This is a genomic window from Pseudomonas sp. CFBP 13710 (assembly GCF_014842235.1).
In the GTDB taxonomy this organism is placed as follows: domain Bacteria; phylum Pseudomonadota; class Gammaproteobacteria; order Pseudomonadales; family Pseudomonadaceae; genus Aquipseudomonas; species Aquipseudomonas baltica.
Window position 1 is genome coordinate 289942 of the sequence record NZ_JACYVJ010000003.1, and the last position, 21482, is coordinate 311423.

Annotated in this window: 17 protein-coding genes and 1 pseudogene; 12 read left to right on the forward strand and 6 right to left on the reverse strand. The window is 62.5% G+C overall.

Annotation, left to right across the window (positions count from 1 at the left end; genetic code table 11):
* Window positions 1-221: 221 nt before the first annotated feature.
* Window positions 222-563 carry a zinc ribbon domain-containing protein YjdM gene (locus IFT44_RS09825; protein ID WP_122475337.1) on the forward strand — a complete coding sequence of 114 codons (342 nt, stop codon included), beginning with the start codon at window positions 222-224 and terminating at the stop codon, window positions 561-563.
* 142 nt (window positions 564-705) lie between these two features.
* Window positions 706-948: a PA4570 family protein gene (locus tag IFT44_RS09830; RefSeq protein WP_122475338.1), complete on the forward strand. Its 243-nt coding sequence runs from the start codon at window positions 706-708 to the stop codon at window positions 946-948.
* Window positions 949-1204: 256 nt separating this feature from the next.
* On the opposite strand, the gene IFT44_RS09835 is transcribed toward IFT44_RS09830, so the two are convergent.
* From IFT44_RS09835 to IFT44_RS09845, 3 genes are all read right to left on the reverse strand, one after another.
* Entirely contained in the window at window positions 1205-1822 is a 618-nt protein-coding gene (locus tag IFT44_RS09835; RefSeq protein WP_122475340.1) for an FKBP-type peptidyl-prolyl cis-trans isomerase, read from the reverse strand.
* A 141-nt stretch (window positions 1823-1963) separates the two neighbouring features.
* Entirely contained in the window at window positions 1964-2452 is a 489-nt protein-coding gene (locus IFT44_RS09840; RefSeq protein ID WP_043192796.1) for a TIGR00645 family protein, read from the reverse strand.
* 195 nt (window positions 2453-2647) lie between these two features.
* Window positions 2648-5089 carry a Lon protease family protein gene (locus tag IFT44_RS09845; protein WP_192175826.1) on the reverse strand — a complete coding sequence of 814 codons (2442 nt, stop codon included), beginning with the start codon at window positions 5087-5089 and terminating at the stop codon, window positions 2648-2650.
* 227 nt (window positions 5090-5316) lie between these two features.
* Here IFT44_RS09845 and IFT44_RS09850 point away from each other — a divergent pair, with 227 nt between their 5' ends.
* From IFT44_RS09850 to IFT44_RS09885, 8 genes are all read left to right on the forward strand, one after another.
* Complete coding sequence (locus IFT44_RS09850; protein WP_043192793.1) at window positions 5317-5805, forward strand: DUF3015 domain-containing protein; 489 nt, start codon at window positions 5317-5319, stop codon at window positions 5803-5805.
* A 69-nt stretch (window positions 5806-5874) separates the two neighbouring features.
* Entirely contained in the window at window positions 5875-7728 is a 1854-nt protein-coding gene (locus IFT44_RS09855) for an Lnb N-terminal periplasmic domain-containing protein (RefSeq protein WP_192175827.1), read from the forward strand.
* Between the two features lie 141 nt (window positions 7729-7869).
* On the forward strand, window positions 7870-8733 hold the full coding sequence (locus IFT44_RS09860; protein WP_192058532.1) for a MurR/RpiR family transcriptional regulator: 864 nt from the start codon (window positions 7870-7872) through the stop codon (window positions 8731-8733).
* Window positions 8734-8762: 29 nt separating this feature from the next.
* On the forward strand, window positions 8763-9521 hold the full coding sequence (locus tag IFT44_RS09865; protein WP_122475347.1) for a transporter substrate-binding domain-containing protein: 759 nt from the start codon (window positions 8763-8765) through the stop codon (window positions 9519-9521).
* Between the two features lie 50 nt (window positions 9522-9571).
* Window positions 9572-10288: an ABC transporter permease gene (locus tag IFT44_RS09870; RefSeq protein WP_192175828.1), complete on the forward strand. Its 717-nt coding sequence runs from the start codon at window positions 9572-9574 to the stop codon at window positions 10286-10288.
* The gene (locus IFT44_RS09875) at window positions 10288-11004 is read left to right on the forward strand and encodes an ABC transporter permease (protein WP_192175829.1); all 717 of its coding nucleotides are present in this window, start codon (window positions 10288-10290) and stop codon (window positions 11002-11004) included. Before IFT44_RS09870 ends, IFT44_RS09875 begins: the two co-directional genes overlap by 1 nt.
* Window positions 11005-11015: 11 nt before the next feature.
* The gene (locus IFT44_RS09880; RefSeq protein ID WP_192175830.1) at window positions 11016-12257 is read left to right on the forward strand and encodes an NAD(P)/FAD-dependent oxidoreductase; all 1242 of its coding nucleotides are present in this window, start codon (window positions 11016-11018) and stop codon (window positions 12255-12257) included.
* Between the two features lie 178 nt (window positions 12258-12435).
* Window positions 12436-12933: a GreA/GreB family elongation factor gene (locus tag IFT44_RS09885; RefSeq protein ID WP_122475353.1), complete on the forward strand. Its 498-nt coding sequence runs from the start codon at window positions 12436-12438 to the stop codon at window positions 12931-12933.
* 84 nt (window positions 12934-13017) lie between these two features.
* Here IFT44_RS09885 and ettA read toward each other — a convergent pair whose 3' ends face one another.
* On the reverse strand, window positions 13018-14682 hold the full coding sequence (gene ettA, locus IFT44_RS09890) for an energy-dependent translational throttle protein EttA (RefSeq protein WP_122475355.1): 1665 nt from the start codon (window positions 14680-14682) through the stop codon (window positions 13018-13020).
* Between the two features lie 1289 nt (window positions 14683-15971).
* Here ettA and IFT44_RS09895 point away from each other — a divergent pair.
* Window positions 15972-18587 (forward strand): annotated as a pseudogene (locus IFT44_RS09895) (sensor domain-containing protein); the annotation flags it as partial.
* 231 nt (window positions 18588-18818) lie between these two features.
* Window positions 18819-20072: a serine hydroxymethyltransferase gene (glyA, locus tag IFT44_RS09900; RefSeq protein ID WP_192175831.1), complete on the forward strand. Its 1254-nt coding sequence runs from the start codon at window positions 18819-18821 to the stop codon at window positions 20070-20072.
* A 106-nt stretch (window positions 20073-20178) separates the two neighbouring features.
* On the opposite strand, the gene yjiA is transcribed toward glyA, so the two are convergent.
* Entirely contained in the window at window positions 20179-21159 is a 981-nt protein-coding gene (gene yjiA, locus IFT44_RS09905) for a GTPase (protein WP_192058526.1), read from the reverse strand.
* 125 nt (window positions 21160-21284) lie between these two features.
* Window positions 21285-21482, reverse strand: coding sequence for a YbdD/YjiX family protein (locus tag IFT44_RS09910; RefSeq protein ID WP_122475360.1), 198 nt, complete (start codon window positions 21480-21482; stop codon window positions 21285-21287).

Below are 21482 nucleotides of genomic sequence, written 5' to 3' on the forward strand. Positions count from 1 at the left end.
TGGGCCATTCGCGGGCAGAGCCCGCTCCCACAAGTGTCCGATTCTACGGTGAGTGAGCGGTGGGCTCTTGCTGGCAGAGCCTGTTCCACCAAAGCCCTGCTCCCAGACAAGAACCATACTCCACATAAAGGCGCAGCTTGCATGGCAGCTGGCGCTGATGGGCTCTTGCGGCAAAAACCCTATATACTGCGCGCCTTTATTCCCTACCCCCGAGGAATCTCGTGAGCACGCTGCCGCCCTGCCCCAAATGCAACAGCGAATACACCTACGAAGACGGCACTCAGCTGATCTGTCCCGAATGCAGCCATGAGTGGTCGGCCACGAGCGACGAGAGTGCCGACGGCGATGCTTTGACGATCAAGGACTCGGTGGGCAATGCCCTGGCCGACGGCGACACCGTTACCGTGATCAAGGACCTCAAGGTCAAAGGCTCTTCGCTGGTGGTCAAGGTCGGCACCAAGGTCAAGAACATCCGCCTGTGCGATGGCGACCATGACATCGACTGCAAGATCGACGGCATTGGCGCGATGAAGCTCAAGTCCGAGTTCGTGCGCAAGGTCTGAGGCGTCGCCCGACCAGCGGTCCGGGCCGTCGCGAGGCGCCCGGCCTGACTTCCAAGGGTGCAATGCCTGCGGAAGGCAAATAGTCGCTTGCTATTATATGAATAAGAATTATTCTCATTGAATGCCCTCAAGGAGAATTGCCATGACCTATCTGATCGACGCCTGGCTCGACCGCCCACACCCCTACCTGCGCATCCTGCATCGCGAGACGGGTGAAGTCTGTGCGGTGCTTGGCGAGGATGCTCTGGATGAGCTACGCGACCAGGGCGACCTCGACCTGCATGGCCTGAGTTCAAGCGAACCTGGAGTGCTCAAGGAAGTGGTGCGCAACCTGTTTTTGTTCTGCTACGCACGGGCACTGCGGCCAATGGGGGAGTTGCACTGATACACCGCGCCGAAGCCGGACGCGGCTTGCGCCGCTGCTACAGATACCGCACTCCCCGCAGCAGCAGCGCGAGCCGCGTCAGCAGTGCATGCAGGCCCCCTGCAGCAGCGGCGCAAGCCGCGTCGTCGGTGGAGGCCAGGCACCTGTAGCAGCGGCGCGAGCCGCGTCGGCGGTGGGTGCGGTGTTTCTGGACGCACGCGGTGAGGCCGGACGCGGCTTGCGCCGCTGCTACAGGGAGTGCGTTTCCGCTGGCGGGTTACAGGACTTCGAGCAGCTCGACGTCGAACACCAGCACGCTGTGCGGCGGGATACTGCCGACGCCTTGGGCGCCGTAGGCCAGTTCGCTCGGTACGTGGACACGCCACTTGCTGCCGGCAGGCATCAGTTGCAGGGCTTCGGTCCAGCCAGCGATCACGCCGTTGACCGGGAATTCGGCCGGCTCGCCACGGTTGTAGGAGCTGTCGAACACGGTGCCATCGGTCAGGGTGCCGTGGTAGTGAACGCGCACGGTGCTGTCACCGGCCGGCTTGCTGCCTTCGCCTGTGCTCAACACTTCGTACTGCAAGCCGCTGGCGGTGGTGGTGATTTCGGCACGCTTGGCATTTTCGGCCAGGTACGCCTTGCCTTCGCCAGCCGCAGCTTCGGCCTTGGCCTGCTGCTCGGCCTGCATGATGTCGCGGATCACCTTGAAGCTGGCGTTCAGCTCTTCTTCGCTCACACGGCTTTCATGGCCACGGAACGCATCGGTCAGGCCGACCAGGATGGCTTCCAGGCTGACGCCAGGTGGTGGGTTGTCGCGCAGTTGGCCGCCCAGTTGACGGCCAATGCCATAGCTGACGCGGGTTTCGTCGGTCGACAATTGTACTTCGGACATAACACTGCTCCGCTGCGGGGCCGCGCCGCAATCTTCATGCGGGGATGAAGGGCGCGCCCGGATAAAAGGGCCAGCAGACTAGCACACTGCAGGCCCGCACTTCAGCAGGCCGGGCCGTGTGCGCCCACGCTACAGGTGCAATCAGTGCTTGGTCAGCTTGTCCAGGTAGCCCATGGCGAACGCCGAAATGACGAAGGTCATGTGGATGATCACGTACCACATCAGGTACTGCGGTTCGATGTTCTTGGCATCCATGAACACACGCAGCAAATGGATGGACGAAATGGCCACGATCGAAGCGGCAACTTTCATCTTCAGCGAAGACGAGTCCATCTTGCCCAGCCAGCTGAGCTTCTCGACGCCCTCTTCGATGTCCAGTTGCGACACGAAGTTTTCGTAGCCCGAGATCATCACCATCACCAGAAGGCCGCCAACCAGCGCCATGTCGATGAGCGAGAGCAGCACCAGGATCACTTCCGATTCGGCCATGGCAAAGATGTTGGGCAGGACGTGAAAGATTTCCTGGAAGAATTTCAGCGCCAGCGCCAGCAGACCCAAGGACAGTCCAACGTAGATCGGCGCCAGCAACCAGCGCGAGGCGTACATGGTTTTTTCGATGAAGCGTTCCATTGAGGCTCACAGGGTGGTGGAAATTGGCGACGATTATAGCCACGGCCATGGCAAAGCACGACGTGCGACGGTGTGTCGCAGCCGCCTGCCGCCTACAGATGTCAGTTTTCCACAAATCGACGGCGCACCCTGGCCGGGTGACGCCTGCACGATGGCGCAGAGGGGCCGACCCGTGCTGGGTGGCCCCTCGGAGACCTACACCGTTGGCCGAACCTCGACCAATTCTTCCAGCGCGTGCTCTTTCTCGGCTTCCTTGAGGTCTTCCTCGCTGATCATTTCCGCGATGACCCGCAGCCGCTCAACCACGCGGGCATTGATGCTGCCCTCGGGAAACGCGCCGTTCTCGTCGGGTTCACCGGCTGGCTCACCGGCCAGCAGGCTCAATGCCTCGTCCGCCTGGCGCACGGCATAGACATGGAACTTGCCGTCGCGGACCGCCTGCAGGACCTTTTCGTCGAGCATCAAGGTGGCGACGTTGGCCTGCGGAATGATCGCACCCTGCTCGCCCGTCAGGCCGCGGGCCTCGCACAGGCGGAAGAAACCCTCGATCTTCTCGTTGACCCCGCCCACCGCCTGGACTTCGCCGAACTGGTTGATGGAACCGGTGATCGCGAAGCACTGTTTGAGCGGCATTTTCGAGAGCGCCGAGATCAAGGTGCAGGCCTCGCCCAGCGACGCGCTGTCGCCATCCACGTATCCGTAGGATTGCTCTAGGGCGATGCTGGCGGAAATGGCCAGGGGAAATTCCTGAGCATAGCGACTGCCCAGGTAGCCGGTGAGAATCATCACCCCCTTGGAGTGGATCGGCTGACCCAGGTTGACCTCGCGCTCGATGTCGACGATGCCGCTGCCGCCCGGATACACCGTGGCCGAGATGCGCGCCGGCACGCCGAACGCCGAGTCGCCCACTTCCAGCACCGTCAGGCCGTTGCACTTGCCGACCGCGGCGCCGCTGGTGTCGATCAGGATGATGCCCGCCAGCATGTCGTCGAGGATGCGCGCCGAAACCCGGCCGGTGCGCGTGGCCTTGGCCTTGAGCGCACGCTCGATGTGGCCGGCGTCGGTACGTTCTTCGTTGGCCAGGTGGCGGATGAAGTCCGCCTCGCTGACCAGCTGGAACAAGTCGCCGATACGGGCCGACAGCCGCCCCTGGTTTTCCGCCAGACGCGCACTGTAGGTGGCCAGGCGCGCGACGGCGTCACCGGTCAACGGCGCCATGCCCTCCTCCGAGGTACGCGTCTTCAGCAGTTGGGCGAACTGCTCCAGGCTCTCGTCGACCATGGGGATGTCTTCGTCGAAGTCCACCAGGACGCGGAACATCTCCTGGAAGTCGGGATCGTGATCCTGCAACGCGTAGTACAGCTGGCGAGCGCCGATGATGATGACCTTGACCTGCAGCGGAATCATCTGTGGCGTGAGCGTGACAGTGGCCAACCGACCGAACTCGCCCAGTGGCGATTCCATCTTCAGCTTGCGCGATTGCAAGGCGCGCTTGAGCGCGTCCCAGACGAAGGGCTCGCCCAGCATCTTCTCGGCTTCCAGAATCAGGAAGCCACCGTTGGCCCGGTGCAGGGCGCCGGGGCGCAACTGTTTGTAGGTGGTGTAGAGCGCGCCCTGATCGGTGCTGTATTCGATCCGGCCGAACAGGTTGTCGTAGGTCGGGTGTGGTTCGAACACCACCGGCGCGCCACCGCTCTGGTGATGGCCGACCACCAGGCTGGGGCTGTACTGCTCTTCCAGCAGCTTGCGGGCCTGGGCATCGGCCTTGCTGTCATCGACCAGCTGCTCGACCACGGTCTTGAGCAGATTGACCTGAATGGCCTGCAGGTAACCGCATACTGCGGCGTTCTCGGCGTATTTTTCCGACAGCGGCGCGAGCAATGGCTGCAGGGCCAGGGTGATGGTTTCTTCGTTGAGGTGACGCAACTGGTTGCTCGACTCGCGTTTCCACTGCGGCAGGCTGGCCAGCTCCTCGTTGAGGCGCTCTTCCAGATTGGAGATATCGGTATGGAAGCGCTCGCGGTCGACTTCGGGCAACTGGGCGAACTCGGCTTCATCCAGGGCCTTGCCGTCGAGCATCGGGGTGAAGGCGATGTTGCTGCTGTCGCGGTACAACGCGATGTCTTTTTCCAGCGAAAGTTTTTCGATCACATCCAGTGCGCGGTCGTAGCGCTGGTTGAAAGCTCGGTCGATGGCGCTCTTGCGCTGCTGGTAGGACGGATGCTCGAACACCGCCGGAAACGTCGCCAGCAGATTGTCGATGAGCACCCCGATGTCGCCGATGAAGGCACCTGCACTACCTGGCGGCAGCTCGAGGGCGCGGGGTTCGCGCGGCTCATCGAAGTTGTTCACATAGACCCAGTCGGCCGGGGTCTGCAGGCGCTTGCCCTCGGCTTTCAGGTAGCGTTTGACGAACGAGAAGCGGCCGGTGCCGGGCTCGCCCATGACAAACACGTTGTAGCCGGGGCGTGGCATGGCGACGCCGAACTGCAAGGCCTCGACTGCGCGTTCCTGGCCCAGGACGCCACGGAAGGGTTCCAGGTCATTGGTGGTGGTGAAGTTGAACTGTTCAGCGGAAAACGGGCGGGTCAGTGCCTCGGGTGCAAGACGCAGGCTGGCAGCTACGGAATCGGGCATCGGGCATCCTTACTTCGGCGGGGCAGATGCGGTCATTCTGGGCGCTTCTGTGGCGGCGGTGCAAGCTGCAGCGGGGCTGGACGCTCAAGGCTGCAAGTTACTCATTTCGTGCGGAACTGCAACGCTTGCCTAAACTCCAAGTTACGCGGCTGGCCAAATAACCGGCCCGTCCTGGATCCCCAGGCACTTAGACCCTCGGTAAGCACATCAAAAAAGAGAACAACGCTATGAAACGGATTCTGCTGGGTACTCTGTTCGCCGCCGTCTCGATCAATGCCATGGCGCAAGCGCCCGGCGGTCCGGATTGCGGTTGGGGCAATATGTTGTTCGAAGGCCAGCGCGGCACTCCGGCGCACTTCCTGGCTTCCACCACCAACGGCACTTCGGGCAACGCCACCTTCGGCATGACCTCGGGCACCAACGGCTGCTCCACCAACGCTGCACTGACCTATGGCGGTAAATCCTGGATTGCCATGAATGGCATGATGGACGAGCTGTCCGAAGACATGGCCAAGGGCCAAGGCGAAGCACTGACCACCTATGCCGTGGTTCTGGGCGTCGCTCCCGAAGACCGTGCCTACTTCCAGTCGGTTACCCACGAGCACTTCCAGCAGATCTTCAGCAGCGCCGACAGCACCGCTGAAGACGTACACAGCAACACCATCGCGGTCCTGAAAAACGATCCACGTCTGGCCAAATACGCCACCCAGGCTTAAGCTCGACCCGCCCGCTCCTTTCGGAGCGGGCATCCCCCCTTTCCGATTTCGCCGAACTAGTTGCCGACAATGCTCAAACGCCTTGCCTTCCTGGCGCTCTGTGTGTGCGCCCCGCTGCATGCCGCTCCGCACCTCGACGCTCAGCGTCTGCAACAGTTGGCCAACGATCCGTACTGGATTTCCGTCGGCCATTACGAGCGTGGCAAGCTCGGCGGCTGGCGCAGCTATGTCGATGACCGCAAATTCTTCCTGGCCGATGATGGCGCGCACCATCCGGATGCCGAGCTGCAGGCCACGTTGAAGGCCATCTATGCACCCGCAGGCACGGGCGATCGCCATGCACAGTGCGTGTTCCCGGCGCGTACCCGCTGGTTGCGCGAGCAGCTTGGCCTGAGCGACCTGCCGACCGTGGACTGCGCCGAGTTCCGCAAATGGTTCTCGGACGTGGCCCCCCACAGCGCCGTGCTGATATTCCCGGCGGCGTACCTGAACAGCCCCTCGTCGATGTTCGGGCATACCCTGCTGCGCATCGATCAGGCCGATGTGCAAAGCAACAACACTGCGCTGCTCAGCTATGCGATCAACTTCGGCGCCTATGTCGAAGGCGGTGACAACAGCATTCTCTACGCCTGGAAGGGCCTGGCCGGCGGCTATCCTGGCTTGTTCGCCCTGGTGCCCTACCAGGAAAAGCTTTCCGAATACCGCAGCCTGGAAAACCGCGATCTGTGGGAGTACCGGCTCAACCTTACGCCGGAAGAAACCGGGCGCATGGTCGAGCATGTATGGGAACTCAAGCAGGTGCAGTTCGACTATTTCTTCTTCGATGAAAACTGCTCGTATCGTCTGCTCGAACTGCTTCAGGTGGCCAGGCCTGGCCTGGACCTGACCTCACAATTCCCCCTGACCGCCATTCCCACCGACACGGTGAAGGCGGTGAAGGCTGCCGGGCTGGTCGAGAAGATCGACTATCGCGCATCTCGCGAGCGCGAGCTGCTCGAACGCGCCAAGCCGCTGGACAGCAGCGAGCAGCAATGGGTACAGCGGATCGCCGCCGACACGGCGCAGATCGACAGTGAAGGTTTTCAGGCGCTGGGCAGGGAGCGTCAGGCGCTGATCCAGGATGCCGCGTTTCGTCTCGAGCGCTATCGGGCCACCGGCCAGGAGCGCGATCCGGCGAGGACCCAGCGCAGTTTCCAGTTGCTGCGCGCGATCAACCGCAACCCCCCGCCCCCGCTGGACATCGCCCAGCCGGGCTTGCCCGAGGATGGTCATCAGTCACGCACCTGGAGCGCGGGTGTGGGTACCCGCGGTGATACCGCGTTCGCCGAGTACGGGCTGCGCATGGCGTATCACGACCTCAACGACAACGCCGAGGGCTTTCCGCTGGGCGCGCAGATCGAGATCCTGGGCTTGAAAGTGCGCCAGTACGAGGGCAATGACTGGCAATTGCAGCAGCTTGACCTGGCAACGATCCGTTCGCTGACGCCGCGCAACGAGCTGTTGCAACCCCTCTCCTGGCAGGTCACCGGCGGCCTGGAACGGGTGCTGGGCAAGCATGGCGACGAAAACCTGGTGTCCCATGTGAACGGCGGTGCCGGTGGTACGTGGCAGCTTGGCGAGCACCTGCTGGGCTTTGCCCTTGGCACGGCACGGGTGGAACACAACAACGACTTTGCCCAGTTCGTCACGCCGGCGGCGGGTTTCAACAGCGGTGTGCTGTGGAAGAACGACTTGGGCAATTTCAGCCTGGAGGGCAAGGGTGACTACTTCACCAATGGCGAAGTGCGCCGTAGCCTGAGTCTGAATCAGCAGTGGGAAATTTCTCGCAACCTGGGCCTGCGCCTGAGCGCTCAGCGCGAGTTCAGCCATTTGAGCTCGCCGCGCAACGAGGTCATGCTCGAGGTGAAGTGGTACCACTACTGATCGGCCAGCGATTGGTCAATGAACGCAGCTGCAACGGCTGCGTTTCTTTTGGCAACAAATGACAGGTATCTGCCATTATTGACACGATGACAGAAAAAGATCAGATTCATTTTCACGCGCTACCTACGCCAAGGCATCCTCATGAGCCAGTCCCTCAAGCAGCGTCTCGAAGCCATCTTGCCAACCGCCTCATCGTCCGCGCGCATGATTGCCAGCTACATGCTGGCCAATACCACGGAATTGCCGTTCCTCACTGCTGCTTCCCTGGCCGCCACGCTGGGTGTCAGCGAATCCAGTGTCGGCCGCTTCTGCCGAGCCATTGGTTACCCGCACCTCAAGGCGCTCAAGGCAGATCTCAAAGAAGACCTGGGGCAGGGACCGTGGCTGATGGGCGACCGCCTGCGCGAATTTCGCCAACAGTCCGGCCCTTCTCGCGGCCTCGATCTGGAGGTGGCGGCACTGATGCGTGTCCATGAATACAGTCAGGGTGAAGCCTGGCAGCAGGTCGCCGAGCGTCTGGCCCGTCGACCTCGAGTGTTCGTTGCCGGGTTCCAGACCGAACGTGGCATTGCCTGTTCGATGGTTCACCTGATGCAGTACCTGCGCGACGGCGTACACGGGATCGATGGTGCCAGCGGGCACTATGCCGAGGTGTTGCTGAGCCCACCGCAGCAGACCGCCCTGGTGGTGTTCGAAGCACGACGCTACTCGCGCCACGCGCTGATGCTGTGTCGCAAGGCACGTGAGGCCGGCATTCCGGTCACGCTGGTAACCGACACCTTCTGCGACTGGGCCGAGCAGAACGCCGATGAGGTGTTTCGCGTGCCTACCGAGTTCAACCTGTTCTGGGAGTCCACCTCGGCCATGCTGTCGCTGGTGAATCTTCTGGTCAACGAAGTGTGCAAGCGGCTCGGACCGGACGTCGAAAAGCGCCTGGAAGCCACCGCCGCACTTCACCACGAGTTCGTGGGCTACACGTCACTGACCACGGGCGGACAACACTAGCTGACCCACCACCACCACCGAGGTGCAACATGAAACGGAGCATTCGTTTTGCAGGGGTACTGGCAGTTCTGCTGGCAGGCGTGAACAACGCCACTGCCCAAGACCTGAAAATCGCCACGGAAGGCGCCTATCCACCCTTCAACTATGTGGATTCCAACAACAAGCCCCAGGGCTTCGACGTCGATATCGCGATGGCGCTGTGCGACAAGATGCAGGCGCGCTGCACGATCGTGGCCCAGGATTGGGACGGCATCATTCCTGCGCTGCTGGCGCGCAAGTACGATGCCGTCGTGGCGTCGATGATCGATACCGAAGAGCGACGCAAGAAAATCAGCTTCACCAATCACTACTACAAGACCCCCTTGTCGGTAGCCGTGGGCAAGCAGTCGAAGCTCGATGACGCGCAGTCCACGTTCAAGGGCCTGGTGGTGGGCGCACAGTCCTCCTCCACCCAGTCGATTCATGCCGAAGACGTCTACGGCAAGGCTGGCGCCGAGGTAAAACTCTACCCTACCGCCGATGCGGCCAATGCCGACCTTGCGGCCGGGCGTCTGGATGTGGTGATCGGCGACAAGTTTCCCCTGCAGGAATGGCTCAAGAAGTCGGGCGCGGCGTGCTGCCGCATGCTCGGTGACGTCGATGGCACCACGGCCAATGCGGCGATAGCCGTACGCCAGGACGACGACTCGTTACGCCTGCGCCTGAACAAGGCGCTGGATGAGATCGTTGCCGACGGTACCTACCAGAAGATCGCCAGCCGGTATTTCGACTTCGATATCTACAACTGATCGACCGGGCGTGGCGGCGCCTCTGATCGGGCGTCGCCGGAGATAAAAGCATGCTCGAACACCTTGCTTTGTTGTCCCTGGCCGAGGGCGGCTGGGGCCTTGCTTTGCTGGCAGGCGCCCTGATGACCCTGGCCTTGGCGCTTGCCTGTCTACCGATCGGCGTGCCGCTGGGGCTGGCCCTGGCACTCGCCGAGCGCTCGCGATATCGGCTCCTGCGCAGCTTTGCAACGCTGTTCGGCACGGTGTTCCGCGGCCTTCCAGAACTGCTGACGCTGCTGATCATCTATTACGGTTGCCAGATCGCCATGCAGAAGCTGCTGAGCGCGGCTGGCCACCCCCAAGCCGTCTCGATCAACGCCTTTGCGGCAGCCATGGTCGCGTTCGGCCTGGTGTTCGCCGCATTCTCGGCCCAGGTCTGGCTGGCGGCATTCAAGACCATCGGCAAAGGCCAGTATGAAGGAGCAGCCGCGCTGGGGCTGAGCCGTCGGATAACGTTCATGCGGGTACTCTTGCCGCAGCTGACCCGGGTCGCCCTGCCTGGGCTGTCCAACAATTGGCTGTCGCTGCTCAAGGACACTTCGTTGGTATCCACCATTTCCCTGGTCGACCTGATGCGCCAGACCAACCTGGCGGTCAGTGCTACCAAGGAGCCGCTGTTCTTCTATGGCGTAGCCTGCCTGGTCTACCTTCTGTTCAGTGCGCTGAGCGGCAGAGCGCTGGCGTTTCTGGAGCGCTACTACAGCCGCCATCTGCGGGGTGTGCGCTGATGATTCTCCAGGACATTGCCTACTTCTTCGTCGACCCCGACCTGCTTCAGCGCTATGGCTGGCGCATGCTGGCGGGGCTGTGGGTGACCGCCAAGCTGGTCGCCATTGCCTTTACCCTGGGGATGCTGCTCGCCACGGTGCTGGCCCTTGGCAGACTGTCGAGCAACCCGCTGCTGCGCCATGCCAGTGGTTTCTACATCTATTGCCTGCGCGGCTCGCCATTGCTGGCGCAGTTGTTCCTGCTGTATTACGGCCTGGGTTCGTTTCGCGAGTTCTGGCAGGACGTCGGCTTGTGGTGGCTGTTTCGCGATGCCTGGTATTGCACCTTGCTGGCCTTCACCCTCAATACGGCCGCCTACCAGGCGGAAATCCTGCGCGGCAGCTTCATAGCCATCGGCGAGGGCCAGCGCGAAGCTGCTCGGGCGCTGGGCCTCAGACCGTGGGTAACGTTCGTGAAGATCATCATGCCGCAGTCGCTGATGGTCGCCATCGGGCCATTGGGCAATGAACTGATCCTGATGATCAAGGCCAGTGCCATTGCCTCGTTGGTCACCCTGTATGACTTGATGGGGGTGACCAAACTGGGTTTCTCGCGCAGTTTCGATTTCCAGATCTACCTCTGGGCCGCGGTACTTTACCTGCTGATCGTCGAAACGCTGCGCCGCGTACTGCGGCGCCTCGACGCTCGGCTCAGTCGCCATCTGCACGACCACTGAGGAGCGAAGCCATGCAATGTGAAACGCTGGTACTGGGTGCCGGCATCGTTGGTGTTTGCAGTGCACTGCACTTGCAGGCTCTGGGACGTGAGGTGGTACTGGTCGACCGTGCAGCGCCTGGCAGCGGCACCAGCTACGGCAATGCTGGCTTGATCGAACGCTCCAGCATCGTGCCCTATGCGTTTCCGCGTGACCTGCGGCGATTGATGCTCTACGCCCTCAATCAGCAGCCCGACGTGCGCTACGACTGGCGCTACCTGCCACAGGTTGCGCCCTGGTTGTGGAAGTACTGGCAGGCATCTTCCAAACGCAACCTGCAGCGTGCAGCCGAAGCGATGTTGCCACTGGTGCAACGCTGCGTGGAGGAACACTGCGCACTGGCTGCAGCATCCGGCCAGCAAGGATTGCTTCGCGATACTGGCTGGATCGAGATCTACCGCAGCCACAAGGCCTTCGCCAGAGCCCAGGCGGATGCCGCACAGCTGCACGTTCATCATTTGCGCTACAGCTTGCTCGACGCTGGGCAATTACAGGCCGTCGAGCCCAGTCTCGGCCAGGGCGCTGCAGGTGCCGTGCACTGGCATGACCCCATGACCGTGCAGGACCCGGGCGCCCTGGCCCTGGGCTACACCGCGCTGTTCATGCAGCGCGGCGGGCGCTTCATGGATGCCGATGCATTGACGCTGCGCCAGCAGGGCAATCACTGGCAGCTCGAGACGGCGGCGGGCACGCTGCACGCGCGCGAAGTCGTGGTGGCCCTGGGGCCAGAGAGCAATCGGTTGCTGTCACCCTTGGGCTATCGCATTCCCCTGCAAAGCAAGCGCGGCTACCACATGCATTACCAGACCTCTGCGGGCGCAACCCTCAACCACCCCGTCTGCGACCCGCTGGGAGGGTTCGTGCTGGCGCCGATGAACCAGGGCTTGCGTCTGACGACCGGGATCGAGTTCGCGGCCGAAGATGCCCCCGCCAATGATATCCAGCTGCTGCGCTGCGAGGCGCTGGCCAGGCGCTTCTACCCACTGGGCGAACGCCTTGACGTCAAGCCCTGGCTGGGCCGCCGCCCGTGCCTGCCGGACATGCGCCCGGTGATAGGTCCGGCAGGTCGACACCCCGGGTTGTGGTTCAACTTTGGCCATGCCCACCACGGTTTGACGCTGGGCCCTGTCTGTGGCCGGCTGTTGGCGCAGATGATGGCCGGCGCGGCGACCTTTACCAATCCTGCGCCGTACAGCCCCGCTCGATTCAGCTGAGCCGGTTGGAGACGGCCTATGCAACTCTGATGCGGTTTTGCGGCCCAATCTTCTACAAGCATCCGTTCTTGTAGGAGTAGGGCTTGACCGCGATCCTCGTACAGCCTCTCGGTTGGCACATCTCGGCTCCCCTACAGCAAGCTGGGCGAGTTGTACCGCCCCTCAAGGGAGGAAGACCATGAGCCGCGCATTCGTGAATGAAGACCAGGCCGCCGAACAGGCGAGCCAACCCGTGGAGCGACTGATCAGTACGCAGCCCAACTACGTGACCGCCAGTGGCCTGGCCCAGTTGCAGGCGCGGGTCGCTGAAGTGCAAATACTGCAGGCCGAGCAGATGGCAATGGGTGAGCGTGCCGACCGTCAGCGTGTGGCCGACCTGAGCCGGGACATGCGCTACTACCAGCACCGCCTGCAACATGCACAAGTGGTGGCACCGGTCACGTCCACCGCCAAGGTGCAGATCGGCAGCTGGGTGACCTTTGCCGATGACCAGGGCGCCGAGCAGCGCGTGTGTCTGGTCGGCGAAGACCAGGCAGACGCCGGTGTTGGCTTGATCAACTGGGCGTCGCCGCTGGGTCGCGCACTGCTGGGCGCGGAAGTCGGTGAAGAACGCGTATGGCGTCGGCCTGCGGGTGACCTGACCGTGGAAGTCACGGGCATCCAGACAGGCCCCTGAGTGATACGCCGGCTCTGTTGGCCAGCCGATATCCATTCACCAAGCAAAAAAATGGGGCCCTGCAAAGAGGGCCCCATTTTTCATTCACGCCAGTTTCTTGTGGCGAACCCGGTGCGGCTGGGCAGCCGCTTCACCCAGGCGTTTCTTGCGATCGGCTTCGTACTCGGTGTAGTTGCCTTCGAAGAACACGGCCTGGGAGTCGTCCTCGTAGGCCAAGATGTGCGTGGCCACGCGGTCGAGGAACCAGCGATCGTGAGAGATCACGATGGCCGCGCCGGGGAAGTCCAGCAGGGCTTCTTCGAGCGAACGCAGGGTTTCCACGTCGAGGTCGTTGGACGGTTCGTCGAGCAGCAGGACGTTACCGCCCTCCTTCAGCGTCAGCGCCAGGTGCAGGCGACCGCGTTCACCGCCGGAGAGGTCCTTGACGAACTTCTGCTGGTCGCCGCCCTTGAAGTTGAAGCGGCCTACGTAGGTGCGTGACGGAATTTCGTAGTTGCCGATGCGGATATTGTCCGAACCGTCGGAGACCTGCTGGAACACGGTCTTGCTGCCGTCCAGGTCGTCGCGGCTTTGATCCACGCACGCCAGCTGCACGGTTTCGCCCACTTCGATGCTGCCCGAATCCGGCTGTTCCTTGCCCATGAGCATGCGGAACAGGGTGGATTTACCGGCACCGTTGCCGCCAATCACGCCGACGATGGCGCCTTTGGGCATGGCGAACGACAGGTTGTCGATCAGCACGCGGTCGCCGTAGCCCTTGGTGACGTTCTTGAATTCGATGACCTTGTCACCCAGGCGCGGACCGGCCGGAATGTAGATTTCGTTGGTTTCCGAACGCTTCTGGAATTCCTGCGACTGCATTTCCTCGAAGCGCTGCAGGCGGGCCTTGGATTTCGACTGGCGGGCCTTGGCGCCTTTGCGCACCCACTCCAGTTCTTCTTTCATGGCTTTTTCGTGGGCCGACTGCTGCTTGGATTCGGCCGCCAGGCGATCGGACTTGGCTTCGAGCCAGCCCGAGTAGTTGCCTTCGTACGGAATGCCGGCGCCGCGGTCGAGCTCCAGGATCCAGCCGGCGACGTTGTCGAGGAAGTAACGGTCGTGGGTGATCGCAACCACGGTGCCGGGGAAGTCGTGCAGGAAGTGCTCCAGCCAGGCGACGGAGTCGGCATCCAGGTGGTTGGTCGGTTCGTCGAGCAGCAGCATGTCGGGGGCCGAAAGCAGCAGGCGGCACAGGGCCACGCGGCGTTTCTCACCACCGGACAGGTGCTCGATCTTGGCATCCCAGGCCGGCAGGCGCAGAGCGTCGGCAGCGACCTCCAGTTGCCGTTCCAGGTTATGGCCGTCGCTGGCCTGGAGGATGGACTCGAGCTTGGCCTGTTCGGCAGCCAGCTTGTCGAAGTCGGCGTCCGGTTCGGCATAGGCGGCGTAGACCTCGTCCAGGCGGGCCTGGGCGTCCTTGATCACGCTGACCGCTTCCTCGACCACTTCGCGCACGGTCTTGGTCGGGTCGAGCTGTGGTTCCTGAGGCAGGTAGCCAACGTTGAGCTCGGGCATCGGGCGGGCTTCGCCGTCGAATTCCTTGTCGACACCAGCCATGATCTTCAGCAAGGTGGATTTGCCCGAGCCGTTCAGGCCGAGCACGCCGATCTTGGCGCCGGGGAAAAAGGACAGCGAAATGTTCTTGAGGATTTCCCGCTTCGGCGGAACGACTTTGCTCAGCCGATGCATGGTGTAGACGTATTGAGCCATGGAATGAACCTGGATAAAGAAGGTGCGAGATAGAGGATGGAAGCTTGGGCCCCCGCAAGGTGTTCAAAGCTACCGGAATGCGGGAGTCAGGGCAAACCAGGGCGCGCCCGGTGACGCGGTGTGCCAGGCGGATCGCGGTGGGCCCGACGCGGCTTGCACCGCTGCTACGGGATTGCGGCGCCTGTAGCAGCGGCGCGAGCCGCGTCGGCGGTAAACGCGGTGCGCCAGGCGGATCGCGGTGTGAACGAACGTCCGGAAGCGACACGAGCGCTGTAGCAGCGGCGCGAGCCGCGTCGGCGGTGGGTGCGGCGTGTCAGGCGCAGCACGGTGGTTTTACGCTGCGCTAGCCGGCCTTGGGCGCTAGCGCTTATAGTGCGAGGTGTAACACGCATGATTCACGTGCCCTCTGGTTGGGCCCGCGCCTATGCCTGCCCCCGACTGTCATATCGCAGGATTTCAGTTTGACCAATTTCAATCAGCCGTCCTCCTTGCGCCCGCCTGTCCAAGGGTCAGGTACGCCGCTGCACGGTTCGTTGAAAGGCGCGCTGGCATTCGTGGTTTTGATGTTGCTGATGCTGTTGTTCTGGCAGCTGCTCGACCAGTTCCAGCGCACCCAGGCCGACCAGCGCCAGCACAGCATCGACTACAGCGCGGACCTAGCCGATCACGTCAACCTGAACATGGCGCTCAATGCGCAGATCGCGCTGAACCAGTTGCTCACGACTCAGCCCTTCCCCAGCGCGCGGGAACGGGCCGAAACGCTCACTCGCGTCCGCCGCTCGGTGCCGGAACTGCAAAGCCTGGCCTGGCTCAGCGGCGATGCCCGAGTCATCGCCGACACCCTGCCGGACGCCACTGACGCGCCGTTCATTGCCCTGCTGACAGGTCGCCTGGATGGCGATAGCCACTACTACACCAACAACACAGCCGTAGACCTGGTCTATCTGCTGATCCGCCAGCCTGGCGAAAACACCAACGGCTATTGGCTGCTGCGCATGAGCCCGACCGTCATCAGCCGCCTCATCCACCAGGTCGAGCGCGAGGAGAACCCCAGCTGGGTCCTGGAAAATCACGCGAACAAGCACATCATCGGCCGCGCCGGCCCAGCCCCGCTCACCGCCTCGGAACTGAGCGCCACCGAGCTTGCGCAGAGTGTACTGGTGACCCCGCTGAGCCATAGCGACTGGCAATTGCGCAGCTTGTTCGACGCCAGACAGGCGCGCCTGGCGCTCCTGCCGCCGCTGGTGGGCAAATGCCTGCTGGGCCTTCTGGTGTCGCTGGTGCCATTGCTTGCGCTGCTGGGCATGCGCCGCCGCCAGCGCGAGCTCAACGAAGAGCGTCGCCGCTATCAGGACATCTTCGAAGGCGCCGGAGTGGCGCTGTGCGTGCTCGACCTGTCGGGCGTCCTGGCGTTCTTCGAGCGGGTCGGGCTCAACGGGCACACCGACTCTGCACAGTGGCTGCAGGACAACCCGACCAAGCGCCTCGACCTGCTGCAGGCACTGCGCATCACCGAAGTGAACCAGGTTGCCTTGCGGGTGCTGCAGGTGGACACTGGCGAACAGGCGTGGCGCAAGCTCATCGAAGGCGGCTCGGCCACCGGCATCGGCCACCGTCTGATCGCTGCGCTGCTGGAGCGCCAACAGCAATTGGAACAGGAAATCCGCCTGGTCAACCAGCAGGGCCAGGACCAGTACCTGTGGCTGACCGTGCGCTTTCCCGAGCGCCCGGAGGACTACCGTGCGGTCATTCTCAGCATCACCGACATCACCAGCCACAGGACGGCGAGCGAATCGCTGCGCCAGAGCGAAAAGCGCCACCGCATGCTCGCCGAGAGCATCAGCGACGTGATCTTCTCGACCAACAACCGTTTGGAACTGAACTACGTCAGCCCTTCGGTACAGAGCGTGCTGGGCTACGAGGCAGACTGGGTGCTGGAGCACGGTTGGCAGGGCATGCTGGCCAATCCCGCACAGATGACGGGGATCAATGCGCTGCTGACGCAGGTCCGTCGGGCGTTGCATGTGCCGGCCGAGCTGGCCGCGCTGCGCAGCGACCTCAAGACCCAGGTCTTCATGTTCGACTGCATGCGCAACGATGGCCGCAAGATTCCCATCGAGCTGCGCCTGGTGTTGATCTGGGACACCCACGGGGCTCTGGAAGGCATGCTGGGCGTAGGGCGCGACGTCAGCCAGCAGCGCCGAGCGGAGAAGGACCTGCGCATGGCTGCCACGGTGTTCGAACATTCGACGTCGGCGATTCTCATCACCGACCCGGCGGGCTATATCGTCCAGGCCAACGAAGCCTTCAGCCGCGTCAGCGGTTATGCCGTGGCCCAGGTGCTGGACCAACTGCCCAACATGCTGACCGTGGATGACCAGCAGGAAGCCCACCTGCGCTATGTGCTCAAGCAACTGCAACTACGCGGCACCTGGGAAGGCGAAGTCTGGCTCAAGCGGCGCAATGGCGAGCACTACCCGGCCTGGGTCGGCATCACCGCGGTACTCGATGACGAAGGCGATCTGGCCAGCTACGTGTGCTTCTTCAGCGACATCAGCGAGCGCAAGGCCAGCGAACAGCGTATTCATCGCCTGGCCTACTACGATGCCCTGACCCACCTGCCCAACCGCACGCTGTTTCAGGACCGCCTGTACAACGCCCTGCAGCAGGCCGAACGCCAGCAGTCGTGGGTGGTGCTGATGTTCCTCGACCTTGACCGCTTCAAGCCGATCAACGATTCGCTCGGCCACGCCGCCGGCGACCGCATGCTCAAGGACATGGCCACGCGCCTGCTGGGTTGCGTCGACGACGATGACACCGTGGCGCGCATGGGCGGCGACGAATTCACCCTGCTGCTGCAACCCCGCGCGACCCGTGAGCTGGCCTTGAACCAGGCCATCCATGTGGCGGAGCAGATTCTCGGCAGCCTGGTCAAACCGTTCGTGCTCGAAGGCCGCGAGTTCTTCGTCACGGCGAGCGTGGGCATTGCCTTGAGCCCCCAGGATGGCGGCGAGCTCAGCCAATTGATGAAGAACGCCGACACCGCGATGTACCACGCCAAGGAGCGCGGCAAGAACAATTTCCAGTTCTATCAGGCCGACATGAACGCTACGGCGCTGGAGCGTCTGGAGCTGGAAAGCGACTTGCGCCATGCCTTGGAGCAAGAAGAATTCGTGCTGTACTACCAGCCGCAGTTCAGCGGCGACGGCAAGCGTCTGACCGGTGCCGAGGCGCTGTTGCGCTGGAACCATCCACGGCGCGGCCTGGTGCCGCCTGGCGAGTTCATTCCGGTGCTCGAGGAGCTGGGCCTGGTGGTGGACGTGGGCGATTGGGTGCTGGCCGAGGCGTGTCGTCAGCTCAAGGCCTGGCATCTGGCCAAGGTGCGGGTGCCCAAGGTGTCGGTGAACATCTCCGCGCGGCAGTTCGCCGACGGCCAGCTGGGCAATCGGATTGCCCGAATGCTGGAACGTATCGGCCTGCCACCGGCGTGTCTGGAGCTCGAGCTGACCGAGAGCATCCTGATGCGCGAGGTCAACGAGGCCATGGTGATCCTCGATATCTTGAAGAACCTCGGCCTGAGCATCGCCATCGACGATTTCGGTACTGGCTACTCGTCGCTCAACTACCTCAAGCAATTCCCCATCGACGTGCTGAAGATCGACCGCACCTTCGTCGATGGTCTGCCCTCCGGCGAGCAGGATGCGCAGATCGCCCGGGCCATCATTGCCATGGCGCACAGCCTCAATCTGTCGGTGATCGCCGAAGGCGTGGAAACCCACGAGCAGCTGGAGTTTCTGCGCGAGCATGGCTGCGACGAGGTTCAGGGCTACCTGTTCGGCCGGCCGATGCAGGCTCATCGCTTCGAGTCGCAGTTCAGTAACGACGCACTGTTCCTGTTTCAGTGACCCTCGCTTGTGGGAGCGGTCAGTGGCCGCGAAGGGCGCCCCGCGGTAGATCAGTGGAACCGCGGCGTGGCTTTCGCGGCCAATGACCGCTCCTACGGGGTGCCGGGGTGCCGGGGTGCCGGTGGACATGAGGCCCGCTTGTTCACGCAGTGACTGCCTTTCATATGCCAGATAAAAGCCTATGGGGTAGAATGCTCGCCTTTCCCAACATCCCGATCCTTGAGGACCGCCATGTTCAGCCGTAGCCAGACACTCGCCAAGTACGATGCCGATCTCTTTGCCGCCATGGAGCAAGAAGCCCTGCGTCAGGAAGAGCACATCGAGCTGATCGCCTCGGAAAACTACACCAGCTCCGCTGTCATGGAAGCCCAGGGCTCGGTGCTGACCAACAAGTACGCCGAAGGCTATCCGGGCAAGCGTTACTACGGTGGCTGCGAGTACGTCGACGTGGTCGAGCAGCTGGCCATCGATCGCGCCAAGGAACTGTTCGGCGCCGACTACGCCAACGTCCAGCCGCATGCCGGCTCCCAGGCCAACAGCGCGGTGTACCTGGCCCTGCTGCAGGCGGGCGATACCATCCTGGGCATGAGCCTGGCCCACGGCGGTCACCTGACCCACGGCGCCAGCGTTTCTTCGTCGGGCAAGCTGTACAACGCCGTCCAGTACGGTATCGATGCCCAAGGCCTGATCGACTACGACGAAGTCGAGCGCCTGGCCGTCGAGCACAAGCCGAAGATGATCGTGGCCGGTTTCTCCGCCTACTCGCAGATCCTCGACTTCCCACGCTTCCGTGAGATCGCCGACAAGGTCGGTGCCTATCTGTTCGTCGATATGGCCCACGTGGCAGGACTGGTTGCCGCTGGCGTGTACCCGAATCCGGTGCCGTTCGCCGATGTGGTCACCACTACTACCCACAAGACCCTGCGCGGTCCACGTGGTGGTTTGATCCTGGCGCGTGCCAACGCCGAGATCGAGAAGAAGCTCAACTCGGCAGTCTTCCCGGGCGCCCAGGGCGGCCCGCTGGAGCACGTCATCGCTGCCAAGGCCGTGTGTTTCAAGGAAGCGCTGCAGCCTGAATTCAAGACCTACCAGCAGCAGGTCGTGAAGAACGCCAAGGCAATGGCCAAGGTGTTCATCGACCGTGGTTTCGACGTGGTGTCCGGTGGTACCGAGAACCATCTGTTCCTGCTGTCGCTGATCAAGCAGGACATTTCCGGCAAAGACGCCGATGCCGCGCTGGGCAAGGCATTCATCACCGTCAACAAGAACTCGGTGCCGAATGATCCACGCTCGCCGTTCGTCACCTCGGGCCTGCGCTTCGGTACGCCTGCAGTGACCACTCGCGGTTTCAAGGAAGCCGAGTGCCAGGAGCTGGCCGGCTGGATCTGCGACATTCTGGCTGACCTGAACAACGACGCGGTGATCGAAGCCGTGCGCGAGAAGGTCAAGGCCATCTGCGCGAAGCTGCCGGTGTATGCCGACTGATAGCTGTGCCTTGATATGAAAAAGCCCGGCTCATTGAGTCGGGCTTTTTTATGTATCAGGGCCGGCCTTATCGCGGGCAGAGCCCGCGATAAGGCCGGCACAGGCTTTAGAGGGTTTCGAATCCGGCGCGGATCTTGGCTTCGGGTAGATCATCGGCGATGAACACCATCACGCTTTCGCGTACCTCCCCCTCGGCCCATTCGGTGTCCCAGTCGAAGCCGTAGAGTTTCAGCACGCCCTGGAACACCAGGCGTCGATCGTCCCCAGCGATATTCAAAACGCCCTTGTAGCGCAGCAGTTGCTTGCCGTGCTCTTCCAGCAGTTCATTCATGAAGGTACTGAGCCGATCGATGTCCAGCGGCTTGTCGGTGCGCAGCACCAGGCTGGCAATGCGGTCGACGCTAGGACCCTGGTTGACCGGGCGCAACGCCAGGCCTGCATTGAGATTGAAGCCCCGCACATCGAGCAGTTCTGCCAGGTCGATACACCCATGTTCGACCACTCGGATCGGGGCCCGACGGTTGATGCGGGTCAGGCGCTCGCTCAGTTCCTCCAGCACCGTCGGTGGCACCAGATCGGTCTTGCTGATCAACAGGCGATCGGCGAACCCGACCTGCGCCTGGGCGATGGTCTGGGCCAGATGAATGCCGGCATGGGCAGCGTCGACCAAGGTCAGGATGCCATCCAGGATGTAGCGCTCGCGCAGCTCTTCATCGATGAAAAAGGTCTGCGCGACGGGCGCTGGGTCGGCCAGGCCAGTGCACTCGATGACCAGTCGATCGAAGGCGATCTCGCCACTGTCCAGGCGTTCGAGCAACAGGTACAGCGCCTTGGTCAGGTCGGTGTGGATGGTGCAGCAGACGCAGCCGTTGGCCAGCGTCATGATTTGCACCGGCTCGTCGCCCAGCAGCTGGGTGTCGATGCCGGCGTCACTGAATTCGTTCTCGATCACGGCGATCTTCAAGCCATGTTCGGCCTTGAGCATGTGGCGCAGCAAGGTGGTCTTGCCGGCGCCGAGAAAGCCGCTGAGGATGGTGACGGGAATCGGGGGTGCGGCTTCGGACAAGTTTGTTGGCTCCGGAATCATTTAAATGCAAATGGCCTCTTCGCGGCCACTGGCCGCTCCTACAGGGATAATCGATCACTTGTAGGAGCGGCCAGTGGCCGCGAAAGGGCCGTCACTCACGACACATCTCTACGAGATGGCATGCCTCAACAACACTTGGGCCCACCCTTGCCGCCGTACCTGGCCTCCTGGCGTTCGCGGAAGAACGCCTGGTAATCCATCATCGGCTTGTCCGGGTGCTTGGTCTGCATGTGTTCGACATAGTTGTCGTAGTCCGGCATGCCCACCATCAGACGTGCCGCCTGGCCCAGGTATTTTCCCAACTTGCTCAAGTCATTGAACAT

Excerpts from the sequence above, each read along its gene's own strand:
- IFT44_RS09830 (WP_122475338.1), top strand. The coding sequence starts at position 706 with ATGACCTATCTGATCGACGCCTGGCTCGACCGCCCACACCCCTACCTG.
- IFT44_RS09835 (WP_122475340.1), bottom strand. The coding sequence starts at position 1,822 with ATGTCCGAAGTACAATTGTCGACCGACGAAACCCGCGTCAGCTATGGC.
- IFT44_RS09840 (WP_043192796.1), bottom strand. The coding sequence starts at position 2,452 with ATGGAACGCTTCATCGAAAAAACCATGTACGCCTCGCGCTGGTTGCTG.
- IFT44_RS09845 (WP_192175826.1), bottom strand. The coding sequence starts at position 5,089 with ATGCCCGATTCCGTAGCTGCCAGCCTGCGTCTTGCACCCGAGGCACTG.
- IFT44_RS09850 (WP_043192793.1), top strand. The coding sequence starts at position 5,317 with ATGAAACGGATTCTGCTGGGTACTCTGTTCGCCGCCGTCTCGATCAAT.
- IFT44_RS09855 (WP_192175827.1), top strand. The coding sequence starts at position 5,875 with ATGCTCAAACGCCTTGCCTTCCTGGCGCTCTGTGTGTGCGCCCCGCTG.
- IFT44_RS09860 (WP_192058532.1), top strand. The coding sequence starts at position 7,870 with ATGAGCCAGTCCCTCAAGCAGCGTCTCGAAGCCATCTTGCCAACCGCC.
- IFT44_RS09865 (WP_122475347.1), top strand. The coding sequence starts at position 8,763 with ATGAAACGGAGCATTCGTTTTGCAGGGGTACTGGCAGTTCTGCTGGCA.
- IFT44_RS09870 (WP_192175828.1), top strand. The coding sequence starts at position 9,572 with ATGCTCGAACACCTTGCTTTGTTGTCCCTGGCCGAGGGCGGCTGGGGC.
- IFT44_RS09875 (WP_192175829.1), top strand. The coding sequence starts at position 10,288 with ATGATTCTCCAGGACATTGCCTACTTCTTCGTCGACCCCGACCTGCTT.
- IFT44_RS09880 (WP_192175830.1), top strand. The coding sequence starts at position 11,016 with ATGCAATGTGAAACGCTGGTACTGGGTGCCGGCATCGTTGGTGTTTGC.
- IFT44_RS09885 (WP_122475353.1), top strand. The coding sequence starts at position 12,436 with ATGAGCCGCGCATTCGTGAATGAAGACCAGGCCGCCGAACAGGCGAGC.
- ettA (WP_122475355.1), bottom strand. The coding sequence starts at position 14,682 with ATGGCTCAATACGTCTACACCATGCATCGGCTGAGCAAAGTCGTTCCG.
- glyA (WP_192175831.1), top strand. The coding sequence starts at position 18,819 with ATGTTCAGCCGTAGCCAGACACTCGCCAAGTACGATGCCGATCTCTTT.
- yjiA (WP_192058526.1), bottom strand. The coding sequence starts at position 21,159 with ATGATTCCGGAGCCAACAAACTTGTCCGAAGCCGCACCCCCGATTCCC.
- IFT44_RS09910 (WP_122475360.1), bottom strand. The coding sequence starts at position 21,482 with ATGTTCAATGACTTGAGCAAGTTGGGAAAATACCTGGGCCAGGCGGCA.